Below are 14,839 nucleotides of genomic sequence, written 5' to 3'. Positions count from 1 at the left end.
GCTCGTCCCGGCTTCAATCCGAGCGCAGGAGTAGCTTAGCTAACTGGTATGATGAGTCAACCACTAATTAAGGTGATCTGTATCTGAGCTGTCGGCGTTTTTTCCTTCTCCCACAAGGGGAGAAGGAAAACCGAGCCCACCCCTGTCAGGTAATGCGCTGGATGCTGGCGGCGATTTCTTCCGGCTCGAAGACGCGCTTCCAGTCGTCGCGCATCAGCACCGGTTTGCCGAATTCGATGGCCTTGTTGCAGGCATCGGAGAACACGCCCTTGGTCTCGCCGAAGATGACGGCGCCGAGCACGTTCATGTGGCCGAGCAGGAAATCGAGTGCGGCCTGCCGGTCGACGCCGCGCGCCACGACCTCGTCGAGGGCTTCCTTCATGACGACGAGCAGCGAAGCGCACACCGTCTCCGAGAGGCCAGGCTCGAGCAGCGCCATGTGTTCGACCGTGACGCGGTGCGAGCGCATCACCGGCGCCCAGATGATCTGGGCGATCTTCTCGCCCTTGGCGTAGTCTTCCTCCGGCCCCTGCATCAGCGCGCTGACGAAATGCTGCTTGGCTTTGACGCCGCCGAAAAAGTCCTTCTTGGCGGCCATGTCGGTCTCGTCATTGAAGATCGGCGGATGGCAGGGATGGGTGACGAAATAGGTCAGGTCGGGACGATCAGGCAGATGACCGGCGAATGGGGCGGCAGCATCGAGCACGATCACCATCGTGCCTGAGGCAAGCTTGCTTTCGATGCTGGCGGCGACCTTGCCGATATGTGTGTCCGGCACCGCCAGGATCACCACCTCGGCGCCCTTGAGCGCCTCATCGACGCCGACCGCATCGAAGCCCAGACCGGTTTTCAGCCGCTCCTTGCCCGCTTCGCTGATCTCGACATGGCGGATCGTGTAGTCCGATCCGCGAAAATTGGTCGACAGGCGATAGCCCATTTTCCCGCCCGCACCGAACAGCGCAATCGTTGTCATCTGACCTTGCTCCTAATCCATAGGCGATCGTCTCGCGATCGTCATCTTATATACTGGTATGATCACTCTACCAGAATTTGGCAAGAGGAATCATTGGTTCTGTGTTCGTCACTTCGGCAGGGGCGCGGTAGCGCCTGGCTCTGTCTTCGCCGCCGCGGCATCCGTGGGATCGACAGCGGCGCGGCGCGCCAATGCCTGTCGTCCGGCAAGTGCCAGCACGAAGATGACAACGATGCCCTGGACGATGTCCTGGGCGCCGGGGGGCAGCCCGATGATCTGCATGGTGGTGACGATCAGGATAAGCAGGATGCTGGCGAACAGGGTGCCGAGCGCGGTCGCCGAGCCGCCGAAGATCAGCGTGCCGCCGAGCACCACGGCGGCGATCGACTGCAGCAGATAGGGCTGTCCCATTTCGAGGAAGGCGCCGCCGATATAAGCACCGAGCAGTAGGCCGTCGAGCGAGGCCAGCACCGACGAGATGATGAAGGCCGCAGCGATCACCCGGCCGTTGTTGATGGCGGCGAGCCGGGCAGCGGTTCGGTTCTGGCCGACCGCCGACAGCAGCTGCCCGAACACGGTGTAGCGCAGCACGAAGGAGGCGATCGCCACGCCGAGAATGGCGATGATGGCCATGATCGGAACACCCGAAATGCGGGCCGTCGCCAGATTCTTCAGTGCCGGGCTGACGGCAAAGCCGGGAATTGCCTTGTTCGACAGCAGCGTCGCGGTCGCCAGCACATAGCCTGTGGCGAGCGTCGCGATGATGGCTGGAATGCCGAGGCCGACGACGAGCAGCGAATTGAGCAGCCCGACCGCGAGGCCGAGCAGGACGGCGGCGGCGACACCGATGGCGAGGTTGGCATCCTGGCCCTTGATGGTCAGCAGCGCGACGAAGGCGCTGAGCGTGATCACCGAGGCGACGGAGAGGTCGATGTTGCCGCGCCCGGTGGTGACGACGAACATCTGGCCGATGCCGACGACCGTCAGGAACGAGGCCGACAGGATGATGCCCGACAGGCTGGACAGGCTGAAGCGGTTGGTGACCACGGAGAGCACCAGCCAGAGCAGAAGCACCCCGATCGCCGCCCAGATCCAGCGGTTTTTCTGCGCCCAGAAAGTGAAGGCGGATAGCGCGTTCATTGTTCGCTCCCGCGGTCCGCCGTCAGGCCACGCAGCGTCAGCAGCGCGATCAGGATCAGCCCTTGCGTGGCGGCGTTGTAGTCACTGCTGACATTGAGCGTGCCGAGCAGCGCGCCGATCAGCGACAGCGTCACCGCGCCGGCGATGGCGCCGACCGGCGAGACGATGCCGCCAAGCAGCGAGCAGCCGCCCATCACCACGGCGGCGACGCTGAGCAGCGTGAACGAATTGCCGGAATTGATGTCGCTCGCCGTGTTGATCGCCGTCAGCGACAGGCCGGCGGCCGCCGCGAACAGCCCGGCGATGAGATAGCGCACCAGTGCGTAGCGTGTCGGCGACCAGCCCGAGCGGACCATCGCCGTCGGATTGTTGCCGAAGCCGCGCAGCACCACGCCGAGCGGCAGCCTGTCGATCACCAACACCACCAGGGCGACCGCCGCGATGAGGATGATCGATGTCGGCAGGAAGTCGAGCGACCAGCCGAACAGCGCCGTCAGCCATTCAGGACTGGCGCCGCCCGGCGTTGGCTGCAGCGCATAGCCCAACCCCACCCAGATGAAGGAGGCACCGAGCGTGACGACGATGGCCGGGATCTTGCGCGCCTGGATCAACCCGCCAAGACCGGCATAGGCAACGACCGCAGCCAAAAGCGCCAGCGCGCCGAGCCATGGCTGATCGTAGAGCAGCGTAGCGCTGAGCACGCTGACCAGGCCGGCAAAGGCGCCGACGCCGAGATCGATTTCGCTGCCGCCGACGATGAACATCTGCGCCGCCGTCACCAGCACCAGCGACAGTGCCGGCATCAGCAGCAGGTCGAGCCCGAAGATCGAGGCGACCGCCGGATTGGCCGAGATCATCACTGCCAGCACGGCGGCGAGGCCGATGAAAGGCGCCGCGTTCACCAGTCTGCGGGCAAGCCCGGCAGCACCGGCCTGGCCGTGCGCTGCGTCGGCGCGCTTGTCCGCCTGCTGGACGAAGGATGCCCCGACGATCGCCGCTTCGGTGATCGCCGCGCCGGTCAGTTCCTTGACGATCCGCCCGCCGGCAAAGACCAGCACGCGGTCGCAGGCCAGCAGTTCGGCGTCCTCGGTCGTGTGCCAGACAAGTGTCCGTCCGCTGCGCGCGATGTCGTTGCAGAGCCGGTAGAAATCCTGCTTGGTGGCGATGTCGACGCCGCGCGTCGGATCGTCAAGCAGGATGATCGGCGTATCGGCAACGAGCGCGCGGGCAACCAGCGCCTTCTGCTGGTTGCCGCCGCTCAGTTCCAGAATGTTGGACCCGAAGCGGTTTTCGTCGAGCCGCAGCCGGCCGGCGGCGTCGGAAGCGGCCTCGCGGTTGACCCGTTCCGAGACCAGGCCCAGTGCTGGGCGGCGTGCGAGGCTGCCGATGGAGATGTTGCCCAGCACACTCCATTGCGGGAACACGCCTTCCTTCTGCCGGTCGCCGGCAATGAATCCGGCTTCACCGGTCCGGGTGACGGCGGCATCCTTTCCGGGCTTGAAGATGGCATGCAGCAGGTCCTTCTGGCCGCTGCCCTCGAGCCCGGCCAGTCCGACGATCTCACCGCGCGCGATCTCGATGTCACGGCCCAATTCGGATGTCAGGGCCCCGGACAGCCGCACCAATGCGCCTCCGGTGCTGGCGACGGTGGCGCCATGCTGGTGGACTGGATTGGCGTCACCGCCCATCAACTGCACCAGCTTGCCGATCGACGTGTCCGCCACGTCGCCGCGCCAGGCAGAGCGTCCGTTGCGCAGCACGACCACTTGCGCGGCGATGTCGATGATTTCCTGCAGCTTGTGGCTGATGAAGATGAAGGCGAGGCCTGCCTTTGCCCGCTCACGGATGAAGGCCCGCAACTGCCTGGAGCGATCGAGATCGAGCGAGGAGGTCGGCTCGTCGAGAACGATGAGCCTGACGCCGGGTGTCGCGGCGGCGCGCGCAATCTCGACCATCTGCCGTTCGGCGATGGAGAGATGGCCGACATCGGCATCCACATCGATGCCGATGCCGGGGAAGACCGCGTCCAACGCCGAGCGCGCGCGGCTTCTGTAAAGCGCCCGCCAGCCTGGCCTGCTTGCCGCGTCTTGCGGCGTCTCCAGAAAGAAGTTTTCGGCCACGGAGAGGTTGGCGCACAGCGACAGTTCCTGATGCACCATGCGGATGCCGCGCCGCTGCGCTTCCGCCGTGTTGTAGTCGGTGAAATCAAGCGCCTGGCCGGCGAAGGAGATCGAGCCCAGCGTCGGCCACATCGTGCCGCAGAGAATGCGCATCAGCGTCGACTTGCCGGCGCCGTTGCCGCCGACGAGGCCGATGATCTCGCCGGCCGAAACCGCGAGATCGATCTCGGCGTTCGCCAGCGTCGGCCCGAAACTCTTGGTGATCTGTGAAAGCGAGACGATTTCCTGCCGAACTGCGGGCGCCGTGGCGGCTGCACCCCTCTGATCGGCAACGGCAAGGTGGGACATTCGTCCTCCGTTTCTTCACGGCCAGGGATCGGGCGCCATCCGGCGTCCGATCCATTGTGCTGGTCGCGTTACTTGCTCAGCAGGTTCTGCTTGACCCAGTCGAGCGAATAGCTGGGGCTGATGATCTGGCCGCCCGGCAGCTTCGCGTATTCCTTGAGGTTGCTGGCATCGACGGTTGCGACAGGCATGATCATCATCTTGGGCGCCTTGGCGCCCTTGAGCAGAGACAGGCCGAGCCAGAAAGCAGCGCCGCCAATGCCGGGCGTCGTGTTCATCGAGACCGTCTGGTAGCCATTCTTGGCGTTTTCTTCGGCCCACCATTTGACGAAATCGGTGCCGCCGCCGCCCTCGATGATCGGCATCTTGCCGGCATAGTCGCCGCCATATTGGACAAAGGCCTGGGCGATGCCGACATCGTCGCTGCCGCCCTGGCCGAGCACGGCATCGACATGCGGCAGAGAGGGCAGGACATTGGCGATGGCGGCCTGCGCCACCGAAGCGGTCGCCTGGCCATAGACGGTGGCGACAACCTTGATGTCGGGATATTTCGCCAGCACCGACTGCTGCGCATTGAACATGTCGTTGTCCGGGGCCGAGCCCTTGACGCCGCGCACCTGGATGACGTTGCCCTTGCCGCCGATCATCTTGAATACGGCTTCGGCCTGGGTCGCCTTGTAACCCTTGAAGTCGAAATTGAGCTGGTAGTTGCAGGGCGCCGACGCGACCGAATCGAAGGAGACGACGATGATGCCGGCCTTGCAGGCTTTTTCGATAATGCCGTTGACCGCGGTTTCCGAGGCGGCGTCGACGGCGAGCACGTCGACCTTCTTGAGGATCAGCTCGGCGATCTGGCTGTTCTGCTGCGCCACCGAGCCATCGCCGTTCATGACGATGTAGTCGGCGATCTGTCCAGCCGCCTTTGCTTCCTTGGCCGAGGCTTCGAAGGCTTCGACCATCTGATGTCGCCAGGTGTTGCCGTAATAGGCGTTGGTCAGCGCGATCACCGGTGCATCCGATGACGCCGCTGCCGGCAGCACAAACACACTCCCCAGCGCGGCGCTGGCAAGCGCCGCCACGATTGCAAACTTCATGATACTTCCTCCCAAAAAACACCGACCAGCATGGTCGGCTTGCATGCCATCCCATTATGGCGTCCCGCGACGGACACCATACCATCTACATGTTATACCAGCATACCAAATAGGCAAGCCGGTACCGGAACTCACTTGATGCATTGACGAGAGCGAAACGCGGCCGATCGTTTCGTCTTTCTGTCTTGGCCAGTCGGGCCGGTTCGCGCCGGCAAACCCGTTTGCCGGTCGCGTCGCCTATCGGCATCGACCGCAGGCAGAAATTATGTCATCATATATGTAATGTCAATCGATCATGGGGCCTTGCCTGTCCCTGCGACTTGAGGTCGATATGCCGGAGAGTGAATGGCGGAGGGATGGATGGAACCGGTCCAGAAGAAGAAACTGTATGTGGAAGTGCTGGACCGGCTGATGGCCGCGATCTCGACATCCGAATTTCCCCCCGGCTCTCAATTGCCATCGGAAAAGGAACTGATGACGATGATCGGCGTGGGGCGGCCGTCGATCCGTGAAGCCATGCTGACGCTGCAGCAGATGGGGCTTATCAAGATTTCCCATGGAGAACGTGCGCGCGTCATCAATCCGACACCCGAGGTGATCGTCGATCAGGTTTCCGCGGCCATGGTCATGATGCTGGCGACAAACTCCCGTGGCCTCGAAGAGCTCAAGGAAGTCAGGCTGTTGCTGGAAACCGGCCTGGTGCGGATTGCCACACGGCGCGCTACCGCCAAGAGCCTGGAGCGGCTTGCCGAGACCCTGCGTCAGCTGCGGGATGCCAGGGGCGACCAGGCGCGATTTGTGGCCGCCGACATGGAATTCCACGCGGTCATCGCGGAAATGAGCGGCAATTCAATGATAGCGGCGGTTGCGAAGGGAATGCTCGAATGGCTGTCCCGCTTCAAGCGCGACCTTGTGGCGGTGAAAGGTGCTGAGCGCCTGACGGTCGAGGAGCACGAACGCATCTACAAGGCGATCGCCAGCGGGGATCCGGAAGGCGCGAGCCTTGCCATGGCCGAGCATATCGGCCGCGCCAATGAGCTCTATTCGAAACTGATCGGCGGCGAGGCCGGCTGAGTATTCAGATCGCTCAAAAATTTTTGAACACCAAAACTCATGTGATGACATGATATCTTTTTGGTGCTAACGCTCGCGCACCGTCAAGGCAATTGGGAGAGAAACGAATGACAACATCCGTGGCGTTGCTGGGAGCTGGCGGGAAGATGGGCTTCCGCGTGGCTCGCAAGCTGATCGAAGCGGGTTACGATGTCCGCGCCGTGGAAGTCGGCGAGGCCGGCCGCAAGCGGCTGTCCGAGGCCGGCATCAGCGCCGTCTCCATGGAAGAGGGCGTTCCCGGCGCCAAGGTTGTGGTTATGGCCTTGCCGGACAACATCATTGGCCAGATCGCACGGCAGATCTCGCCGATGCTCGCCGAAGGCACAATGCTTCTCATTCTCGATGCCGCCGCACCTTATGCCGGCGACCTGCCCAAGGATCGCCCGGATCTGACCTATTTTGTCGGCCATCCCTGCCATCCGCCTTTGTTCGGCGAGGAGACGGAGTGGGCGGCGCGCCGCGATTATCATGGCGGCATCGCTAGGCAGTCGATCGTCTGCGCCCTGATGCAGGGCCCGGAAGAGCATTACGCGCTTGGTGAAGACGTGTGCAAGGCGATGTGGTCGCCGATCATCGATAGCCACCGCGTGACGGTCGAACAGCTGGCGATCCTCGAGCCGGGCCTGTCCGAGATGGTTGCCATGCCCTTCGTCGACACCATGGTCGAGGCCGTCGAGGAATGCGAGCGCAAATACGGCATTCCCAGAAAGGCCGCCCTCGACTTTCTGATTGGCCACCTCAATGTCGAGATCGCCATGTGGTTCGGCTTCTCTCCAAAAGTGCCGTCCGATGCCGCGTTGCGGCTGATGCGATTTGCCAAGGGCGTCGTCGTCCGCGACGATTGGCGTGAGGCCTTGTCGCCGGCCAAGGTGAAGGAAGCCTCCGAACTGATCGTCTACGGCAAGGGAGCCTGAGCGCCGTTGTCGCCGCCACGGACCATATCGGTATCGACCGCCCTCTTCGACGGCTATTCCATGGAATTGGCCATCGAGGAGATAGCGGCGGCTGGCGGCGGCTATGTCGAACCCGCCTTCATTCGCGGCTATGTCGATTTCGATGAAAGCATGTTTGCCGACAGTAAGGCTTCGAAGCTGCGTCAGACAGCAGACAATGCCGGGCTTGGGATCAATGCCGTATCGGGTCATCTCGACCTGTCAGGCCCGGATGCGCTGGATGCATTATCGCGACGACTGACTTTTGCAGCCGGGCTTGGCGCAAAGTTCCTGATCACCAATGCCGGCCCGATGACAAATCGGGCTGACATCCGCGGAACGATCGATGCCGTCCTGCCGAGACTGGAACAGGCCGGCATCGTGCTCGCGCTCGAGAACCCTGGGCAGGGCAAAGGCGATTTGCTTGGCAACGCTCGATCGGGGGCGAGCTTCATCCGTGAAATCGGATCGCGGCATGTCTGCCTGAACCACGACGCCGGAAACGTCTTCACCTATAGCGAAGAGGCAACACAGCCGGCGCAGGATATTGCGACAGCCCTCGATGCGCTTGGTCATGCTCATCTGAAGGACGTCATCAGCACCGATGCCGGATGGGGATTCTGCGCCGTCGGTGACGGCTCGATCGATTACGAAGCGTACTGGGCAGTCCTTCCCCCGACGCTGCCGGTCAGCATCGAACTGCCGTTGCGACTGGAGCGCCCGCAGCGCCGCGATCCCCAACGGCGAAACACACCTGTCGATATCGCAACCATTCGTCGCGCGCTGCAGCGCTCATTGCATTTCGTCAACGTGCTGGAGACCGCAAAGAGCAGCGCTTTCTGAACTCCGAATTGGCCCTGCGCTCGCGAGCCCGGCGTATAAAGGCCTATCCGCGTTCGGGGAACATCGCCTTCAGGCCCTCACGCGAGGCCTTGGCGATGCCGCGTTCGGTGATCAAGCCGGTCACCAGCCGCGCCGGGGTCACATCGAAGGCCGGGTTCGCCGCCGGCGTCGCCTCGGGCGAGATGCGCACCTGGGCGATTTCGCCGGCAGCGGTCTTGCCCCAGACCAGTGAGACCTCGTCGGCCGAACGCTGCTCGATCGGGATCTCGTTCAATCCGTCATGCACCGTCCAGTCGATGGTCGGCGACGGCAGCGCGACATAGAACGGCACGTCATTATCGGCGGCGGCGAGCGCCTTGAGATAGGTGCCGATCTTGTTACAGACATCGCCATCGGCGGTGGTGCGGTCGGTGCCGACGATGACCATGTCGATGGCGCCGCGTTGCATCAGATGGCCACCGGCATTGTCGACGATCAGCGTGTGCGGCACGCCGTGGCCGGCCATCTCCCAGGCGGTCAGCTGGGCACCCTGGTTGCGTGGCCGCGTCTCATCGACATAGACGTGGACCGGGATACCGGCTTCCGTTGCCAGATAGATCGGTGCGGTGGCGGTGCCGTAGTCGACGGTGGCCAGCCAGCCGGCATTGCAATGAGTCAGGATATTGACCGTCTCGCCCGGCTGCTTGCGTGCGGCGATCGCCTTGATGATGGCGAGACCATTCTCGCCGATGGCGCGGTTCAGTCCGACATCCTCGTCGGCGATCTCACCGGCGCGCCGATAGGCGGCTGCGGCGCGTTGTTCTGTCGGCAACGGGCGGAGGAAGCGCCGCATTTCGTCCAGCGCCCAACGCAGATTGATCGCCGTCGGGCGTGTCTCGTGCAGCGTCTCCCACACGGCATCGAGCGCTTCGTCGGACGGATCATTCGCCATCTGCATGGCGACGCCATAGGCCGCGGTGACGCCGATCAGCGGCGCGCCGCGCACCCACATGTCGCGGATCGCGGTGGCGATGCCGGTGACCGTGCCGATCGTCTCGACGCGGAAATCATGCGGCAGCCAGCGCTGGTCGATAATGTCAACCGAACGTCCATCGTCGCTCAACCAGATGGTGCGATAGTGGCGGTCGCCGACGTTCAAATGCTGTTCTCCTGTTCGATCAGCGTGGCCAGAGTGTTGACCTCGTCGATGCTGTGTATCTGGCGCCGGTTGACGGCGATGTGACGGCCGAATTTGAGCGCCTTCGCCTCGCAGGAGGCGCGCAGGTCCTCGTCGGCGATGGTCTCGAAATCGGCATTGTGGGCGAGGCCGAGGATGCGCCTGTGCACCTCGATGCCGGCAAAGCCGAGCAGGTCGGTCCATATCTGGTGCAGCACATGGTCGAGCGCCTGTTCCGCGGCCAGCATGTCGCCCTGATCCTCGAACAGGCTCTTTTGATAGAGCATGCCGGTGCGCTCGCCGCGCCACAGATGCGAGAACTCGGCGCGGAACACCGTCCAAGTCTCCGCGGTGACCCCGAGCAGATAGGAACGCATGGCATCGCGCTTGCCCTTCTGCTCATGCCCGCGTTGCGAGAAGAACGACATCCAGAAATTGGCGAGCAGCATGCCGACATCAAACGCCATCGGACCGTAGAAGGCGAACTCCGGATCGATCATCCGGGTCTCCTGGTCGGTGACCATGATCGAGCCGGAATGCAGGTCGCCATGCAGCAGCGTTTCGGCATTGGCGGCGAAAATGTGCTTCAGCCGCTGCGCCTCGACCTTTAGGTCGCGATCGGCGCGCAGTTCGGCAACGAGGCCGTCGAGCTGCGGCGACGTATGCCGGTTCATCTTGGCGTCGAAATACGGGTCGGAGAACACCAGGTTCTCGGTGATGTCGCAGAGGTCGACATTGTCGGCGAACAGCGCCAGATCGGCCTTGCGGTCCCTGGTCACCATCGACAGGTCGGAACCGCGAAACAGCGTGCGGGCCATGAACAGGCCGATATCCCGGGCGATGTTCGGAAGCTGGCGCCCGTCGATCAGGGCGCGCCTGAGAATAATGTGCGGCGGCGCCAGATACTCCATGATGATCAGCGCCTGGCCTTCATCGAAATAATATATCGCCGGCACCGAGCCGGGTGCGCGCGCCTCTTGCCTTGTCAACGCGTGGTACTCGAAGAAGGAGCGCTTCAGCGGCAGCGGCCAGCTGTCGCCGACCAGGCGGACATAGGGCAGGGCCTGCTTGACCACGGCGGCACCGCTGGCGCCCTCGACGATGAACACCAGGTTGAGATTACCGTCGCCGACCTCGCGGACTTTCCAGTGTGACGTGTCCTTGCCGATCTTGGCGCACAGCGCCTCGTTGGCGCCGAGGCGCGCTGCAAGCGTCTCGACCGACAGTGCTTCGAACGGCAATTTCCCAGTCATCGTCATCCCCTCGCATATGCACTCCCAACATAACGGAGGCATGGCGGCCGGGCCAAGCTAGGAAGCGATTTGGCAATTGTCAATCGTGTTGACAATTGCCGATATTGACCATAGCGTCGTGGTCAGGGAGGAACGCATGGTCGGCAATGCCGTGTTCCGCGTAGAGGGACTGAGGAAATCCTTTGGCCGTAACGAGGTGCTTGGCGGCATCTCGCTCGAGCTGCATTCCGGCGAAGTCACCGTGCTGATGGGCGCCAATGGCGCCGGCAAATCCACACTCGTCAAGATCATCAGCGGCGTCTACGAGCGCGGCGGCGGCACGATGAGCCTCGCCGGGCAGGACTTTGCGCCGAACACGCCGGCGGAGGCGATCCGCGCCGGCGTCGTCACCGTGCACCAGAACATCAATGACGGTGTCGTCGCCGACCTCGATGTCGCCACCAATCTGACCCTCGACAGGCTGAGCGGCCGGGGCGTACCGACCCTGTTCAATCCGGTCCGTGTGCGCCGCGAGGCCAAGGCGGTCGCCGACCGCATGGGTCTGGCCATCGATCTCAAGGCCCGCGTCAACGACCTTTCGCTGGCTGACCGCCAGATGGTGGCGATCGCGCGTGCGCTGGCGCATCAGCCGAAGGTGCTGATCCTCGACGAGCCGACCTCCTCGCTCTCCAGCGCCGAGGCCGATCGGCTGTTTGCGCTGATCGACCGGCTGCGCGAGCAAGGCGTGGCGATCCTCTACATCTCGCATCGCATGTCGGACATCAGGCGGCTTGCCGATCGCATCGTCTCGATGCGTGACGGCATCATTTCGGGCGTTTTCGATCAGAAGCCGCTCGACTATGAAGGCGCGGTCAACGCCATGCTTGGCCGCAAGATCCATCTCGACCAGATCGTTGCCAGGGACTCGTTCAAACCGGTCCTGACCGTCGAAGGCCTGCGCATCGGGCAAAGCGCCAAGCCGATTTCACTGACGCTTGGCGATGGCGAGGTCGTCGCCATCACTGGCCTCGTCGGCGTCGGCAAGACGGCACTTGCCGAAACGCTGTTCGGTGTGCGCAAGCCGCTCGCCGGCACCATGACGATGAACGGCAAGCCCTATGCGCCGCGCTCGGCCGGGGATGCGATCGCCGCCGGCGTGTTCCTCGTCGCCAAGGATCGTGCGACAAGCGGCATCGTCGGCGGCTTCAACATCGAGCGCAATGTCAGCCTGCCGTTCCTGAAGCGGATGTCGAATCTGAGCGTTCTCAAGCGCCGCCTCGAACGCGCAACCGCGCGCCGGCAGATCGAGGAACTCAGCATCGTCTGCCGCTCCGAGAAGGACGAGATGTCCGCACTGTCCGGCGGCAACCAGCAAAAGGTGATGGTCGCCCGCTGGATGGCGCAGGATGCCGTGCTGTTCATCCTCGACGAGCCGTTTCAGGGTGTCGACATCTCGGCCAGGCGCGACATCGCTGCCAAGCTGAGGGCGAGCGCCCATGGCCGCGCCACGCTTTTGTTCGTCACCGAACTCGACGAGGCGCTGGAGACGGCCGACCGCATCCTGGTGATGTCGGAACACACAATCGTCGGCGAACACCGCAATGCCGAAGTCGATCTCGATCGCCTGCTGGCCGAGGTCGCCGGCGGACCGCTGCACAGCGCTGCCTGAGCGTGGCGGCGGATAGAATTGGAATGGAGAGAGCATGGGTTCGAGTTGGGTAAAGCGGGCAGCGGCGCCGGGGTGCGCCGAATGACGTTGCGCGACTACGCCATCCGCTACGGCTTCATCATCTTGTTGTTCGGGCTGGTCGCCTATTTCGCGATCGCCGCCGACGGTTTCGTCTCACCGCAAAGTGCCGTTTTCATCTTCCAGTCGGTCGCCATCACCGGCGTGCTGGCGCTCGGCGTCACCGCCACGCTGGTCGTTGGCGGGTTCGACCTGTCGATCGGCTCGGTCGCCACCTCGGCCATGATGGCGGCTGCCTATGTCATGGTGGTGCTGGAGCAGAACGCGGTCGTCGCGGTCGTCGTCTGCCTGCTCATCGGCGCCATTGTCGGCCTGATCAATGGCTGGCTGATCGTCTATATGCGCGTGCCCGATCTCCTGGCGACGCTCGGCATGATGTTCCTGCTCGTCGGCCTGCAGCGCATCCCGACCGAGGGCCGCTCGATCGCCACCGGCATGACCATGCCCGACGGCTCGGTCGCCAATGGCAAATTCTCCGACGCTTTCCTGGCGCTTGGCCGCCACCGCTTCGACTTCTTCATCCCGAACCTCATTCCGGTGTCGGTCGTCGTGCTGCTGGTGCTCGCGGTGCTGATCTGGTTCTTCCTCGAATACACCCGTTTCGGACGGATGATGTACGCGGTCGGCAGCAATGAGCGCGCCGCCGAACTCGCCGGCGCGCCTGTCAAGGCATACAAGATCTGGGCCTATGTTATTTCAGGAGTTTTTGCCTCGATCGGCGGCATTTTGCTCGCCGCCAGGCTTGGACGCGGCGACATCGCCTCGGGTAGTAATCTGTTGCTCGATGCGGTTGCCGCGGCGCTGATCGGCTACGCGGTCCTGGGCGCCGCCAAGCCGAACGCCTTCGGCACGGCCGTCGGCGCGCTGTTCGTCGGCATCTTGCTGCAAGGCCTGACGATGATGAACGCGCCTTACTACACGCAGGATTTCGTCAAGGGCGTGGTTCTGGTCGTCGCCCTTGTCTTTACCTTTGCCCTTTCGGGCAGGGGCAGGGGGTAGGTCTCGACCACAGGATTTTGGGTTCAACAAGAGTGGAGGAAAACAAGGTGAACATCACAAGAAGACTTCTGGGGAAGGCGGCGCTCGGATTGGCCGGCGCAACCATGCTGATGCAGTTCCCGGCGCTGGCCGCCGACAAGCCGGCGCCGTTCGACAAGCCTGGCGTCAAGATCGCGCTGGTGCGCTATCTCTCGACCGGCGACTTCTTCCAGGCCTATCTCTCGGGCGTCGAGGCGCAGTCGAAGGCGCTCGGCATCGACCTGCGCGTGCTCGACAGCCGCCAGGATGCCGCCCTTCAGTCGGACATGGTCGACCAGGCCATCGCGCTCGGCGTGCAGGGCATCATCATCCAGCACGGCCTGACGGAATCGATGAAGGACGCTGCCCAGCGTGCGGTCGACGCCGGCATCAAGGTGGTCGCTTTCGACGTCAATGTCGAAAACCCCAAGATCCCGCAGATCGAACAGTCCGACAAAGACCTTGCCCGTCTCGCGCTCGAGCAGGCGGTCAAGGACAATGGTGAGAGCTGGAACGCCGGCTACGTCTATGTCGCCGGCATCGCGCCGCTCGACCGCCGCAACGAGACCTGGGTCGACGTGAAGAAAAAATATGCCGGCATCAAGGAAGTCGCCATGTTCGGCACGCTCGACAATCCGATCGCCAATTCCGTCGCCAACCAGGCGCGTTCGGTGCTGTCGGCTCATCCCGATATCAAGGTGATGTTCGCCCCCTATGACGAATTCGCCAAGGGCGTGAAGATCGCTGTCGACGAGGCCGGCTTGAACAAGGGCATCAAGATCTATTCGGCCGATATCTCGACATCGGATATCGCGGCGATGCGCGAGCCCGACAGCGCCTGGGCGGCAACCGCCGCAACCAACCCGGCCGTCGTCGGTCAGGTCTCGGTGCGTGCGCTGGCGCAGCTGCTGGCCGGTGAAGATCCCGGCCACAACGTCATCGTGCCGCCGACGCTGATCACCCAGAAGGAGCTGATCGACAAGGACATCAAGAACATGGAAGACCTGTCGGCCAAGCTGCCGCAGTTCGCCCATGCCGATGTCGCGATGCCGGCATGGATGCCAAACCCGAACGCGAAGTAAGGTTCGTCACGACACATATGAAAAGGGCGGCCCATGAACCGCCCT

The 14,839-nt window shown here is 63.3% G+C and carries 12 protein-coding genes; 6 read left to right on the top strand and 6 right to left on the bottom strand.

All coding sequences use genetic code 11. From position 1 onward, the window contains the following. Positions 1–145: 145 nt before the first annotated feature. The 4 genes from AC1D05_RS03895 to AC1D05_RS03880 all read right to left on the bottom strand — a co-directional run bounded on the left by AC1D05_RS03895 (position 146) and on the right by AC1D05_RS03880 (position 5,672). The gene (locus AC1D05_RS03895) at positions 146–973 is read right to left on the bottom strand and encodes a phosphogluconate dehydrogenase C-terminal domain-containing protein (protein WP_477438375.1); all 828 of its coding nucleotides are present in this window, start codon (positions 971–973) and stop codon (positions 146–148) included. A gap of 108 nt (positions 974–1,081) precedes the next feature. Beyond that, positions 1,082–2,113 (bottom strand): ABC transporter permease, encoded by a 1,032-nt coding sequence (locus AC1D05_RS03890; RefSeq protein WP_477438373.1) that lies wholly within the window; start codon positions 2,111–2,113, stop codon positions 1,082–1,084. Next, positions 2,110–4,581, bottom strand: coding sequence for an ATP-binding cassette domain-containing protein (locus AC1D05_RS03885; RefSeq protein WP_477438371.1), 2,472 nt, complete (start codon positions 4,579–4,581; stop codon positions 2,110–2,112). The genes AC1D05_RS03890 and AC1D05_RS03885 overlap by 4 nt, the downstream gene beginning before the upstream one ends. Before the next feature lie 68 nt (positions 4,582–4,649). Next, on the bottom strand, positions 4,650–5,672 hold the full coding sequence (locus tag AC1D05_RS03880) for a substrate-binding domain-containing protein (RefSeq protein ID WP_477438369.1): 1,023 nt from the start codon (positions 5,670–5,672) through the stop codon (positions 4,650–4,652). 360 nt (positions 5,673–6,032) lie between these two features. On the opposite strand from AC1D05_RS03880, the gene nanR reads away from it, so the two are divergent. From nanR to AC1D05_RS03865, 3 genes are all read left to right on the top strand, one after another. Further along, positions 6,033–6,746: a transcriptional regulator NanR gene (gene nanR / locus AC1D05_RS03875; protein ID WP_027041306.1), complete on the top strand. Its 714-nt coding sequence runs from the start codon at positions 6,033–6,035 to the stop codon at positions 6,744–6,746. A gap of 107 nt (positions 6,747–6,853) precedes the next feature. Further along, complete coding sequence (locus AC1D05_RS03870) at positions 6,854–7,699, top strand: phosphogluconate dehydrogenase C-terminal domain-containing protein (protein WP_477438367.1); 846 nt, start codon at positions 6,854–6,856, stop codon at positions 7,697–7,699. Between the two features lie 6 nt (positions 7,700–7,705). Next, complete coding sequence (locus tag AC1D05_RS03865) at positions 7,706–8,560, top strand: sugar phosphate isomerase/epimerase family protein (protein WP_477438365.1); 855 nt, start codon at positions 7,706–7,708, stop codon at positions 8,558–8,560. Between the two features lie 43 nt (positions 8,561–8,603). Here AC1D05_RS03865 and mtnA read toward each other — a convergent pair whose 3' ends face one another. Together mtnA and mtnK are read right to left on the bottom strand one after the other, a co-directional pair. Further along, a complete protein-coding gene (gene mtnA / locus AC1D05_RS03860) occupies positions 8,604–9,698 on the bottom strand; it encodes an S-methyl-5-thioribose-1-phosphate isomerase (RefSeq protein ID WP_477438363.1) in 1,095 nt (364 codons plus the stop codon). Next, the gene (mtnK, locus tag AC1D05_RS03855; RefSeq protein ID WP_477438361.1) at positions 9,695–10,969 is read right to left on the bottom strand and encodes an S-methyl-5-thioribose kinase; all 1,275 of its coding nucleotides are present in this window, start codon (positions 10,967–10,969) and stop codon (positions 9,695–9,697) included. Before mtnK ends, mtnA begins: the two co-directional genes overlap by 4 nt. Positions 10,970–11,105: 136 nt before the next feature. Between mtnK and AC1D05_RS03850 the strand changes: the two genes are divergently transcribed. The 3 genes from AC1D05_RS03850 to AC1D05_RS03840 all read left to right on the top strand — a co-directional run bounded on the left by AC1D05_RS03850 (position 11,106) and on the right by AC1D05_RS03840 (position 14,794). Further along, the gene (locus tag AC1D05_RS03850; RefSeq protein WP_477438359.1) at positions 11,106–12,617 is read left to right on the top strand and encodes a sugar ABC transporter ATP-binding protein; all 1,512 of its coding nucleotides are present in this window, start codon (positions 11,106–11,108) and stop codon (positions 12,615–12,617) included. An 81-nt stretch (positions 12,618–12,698) separates the two neighbouring features. Beyond that, a complete protein-coding gene (locus AC1D05_RS03845) occupies positions 12,699–13,694 on the top strand; it encodes an ABC transporter permease (protein ID WP_477438357.1) in 996 nt (331 codons plus the stop codon). 47 nt (positions 13,695–13,741) lie between these two features. Next, positions 13,742–14,794, top strand: coding sequence for a substrate-binding domain-containing protein (locus AC1D05_RS03840; protein ID WP_477438355.1), 1,053 nt, complete (start codon positions 13,742–13,744; stop codon positions 14,792–14,794). Positions 14,795–14,839 lie beyond the last annotated feature (45 nt).

It is taken from the genome of Mesorhizobium sp. P2_E9 (assembly GCF_056403815.1).
This window is presented reverse-complemented; position numbering and strand designations above follow the sequence as displayed.

Excerpts from the sequence above, each read along its gene's own strand:
- AC1D05_RS03895 (WP_477438375.1), bottom strand. The coding sequence starts at position 973 with ATGACAACGATTGCGCTGTTCGGTGCGGGCGGGAAAATGGGCTATCGC.
- AC1D05_RS03890 (WP_477438373.1), bottom strand. The coding sequence starts at position 2,113 with ATGAACGCGCTATCCGCCTTCACTTTCTGGGCGCAGAAAAACCGCTGG.
- AC1D05_RS03885 (WP_477438371.1), bottom strand. The coding sequence starts at position 4,581 with ATGTCCCACCTTGCCGTTGCCGATCAGAGGGGTGCAGCCGCCACGGCG.
- AC1D05_RS03880 (WP_477438369.1), bottom strand. The coding sequence starts at position 5,672 with ATGAAGTTTGCAATCGTGGCGGCGCTTGCCAGCGCCGCGCTGGGGAGT.
- nanR (WP_027041306.1), top strand. The coding sequence starts at position 6,033 with ATGGAACCGGTCCAGAAGAAGAAACTGTATGTGGAAGTGCTGGACCGG.
- AC1D05_RS03870 (WP_477438367.1), top strand. The coding sequence starts at position 6,854 with ATGACAACATCCGTGGCGTTGCTGGGAGCTGGCGGGAAGATGGGCTTC.
- mtnK (WP_477438361.1), bottom strand. The coding sequence starts at position 10,969 with ATGACTGGGAAATTGCCGTTCGAAGCACTGTCGGTCGAGACGCTTGCA.
- AC1D05_RS03850 (WP_477438359.1), top strand. The coding sequence starts at position 11,106 with ATGGTCGGCAATGCCGTGTTCCGCGTAGAGGGACTGAGGAAATCCTTT.
- AC1D05_RS03845 (WP_477438357.1), top strand. The coding sequence starts at position 12,699 with ATGACGTTGCGCGACTACGCCATCCGCTACGGCTTCATCATCTTGTTG.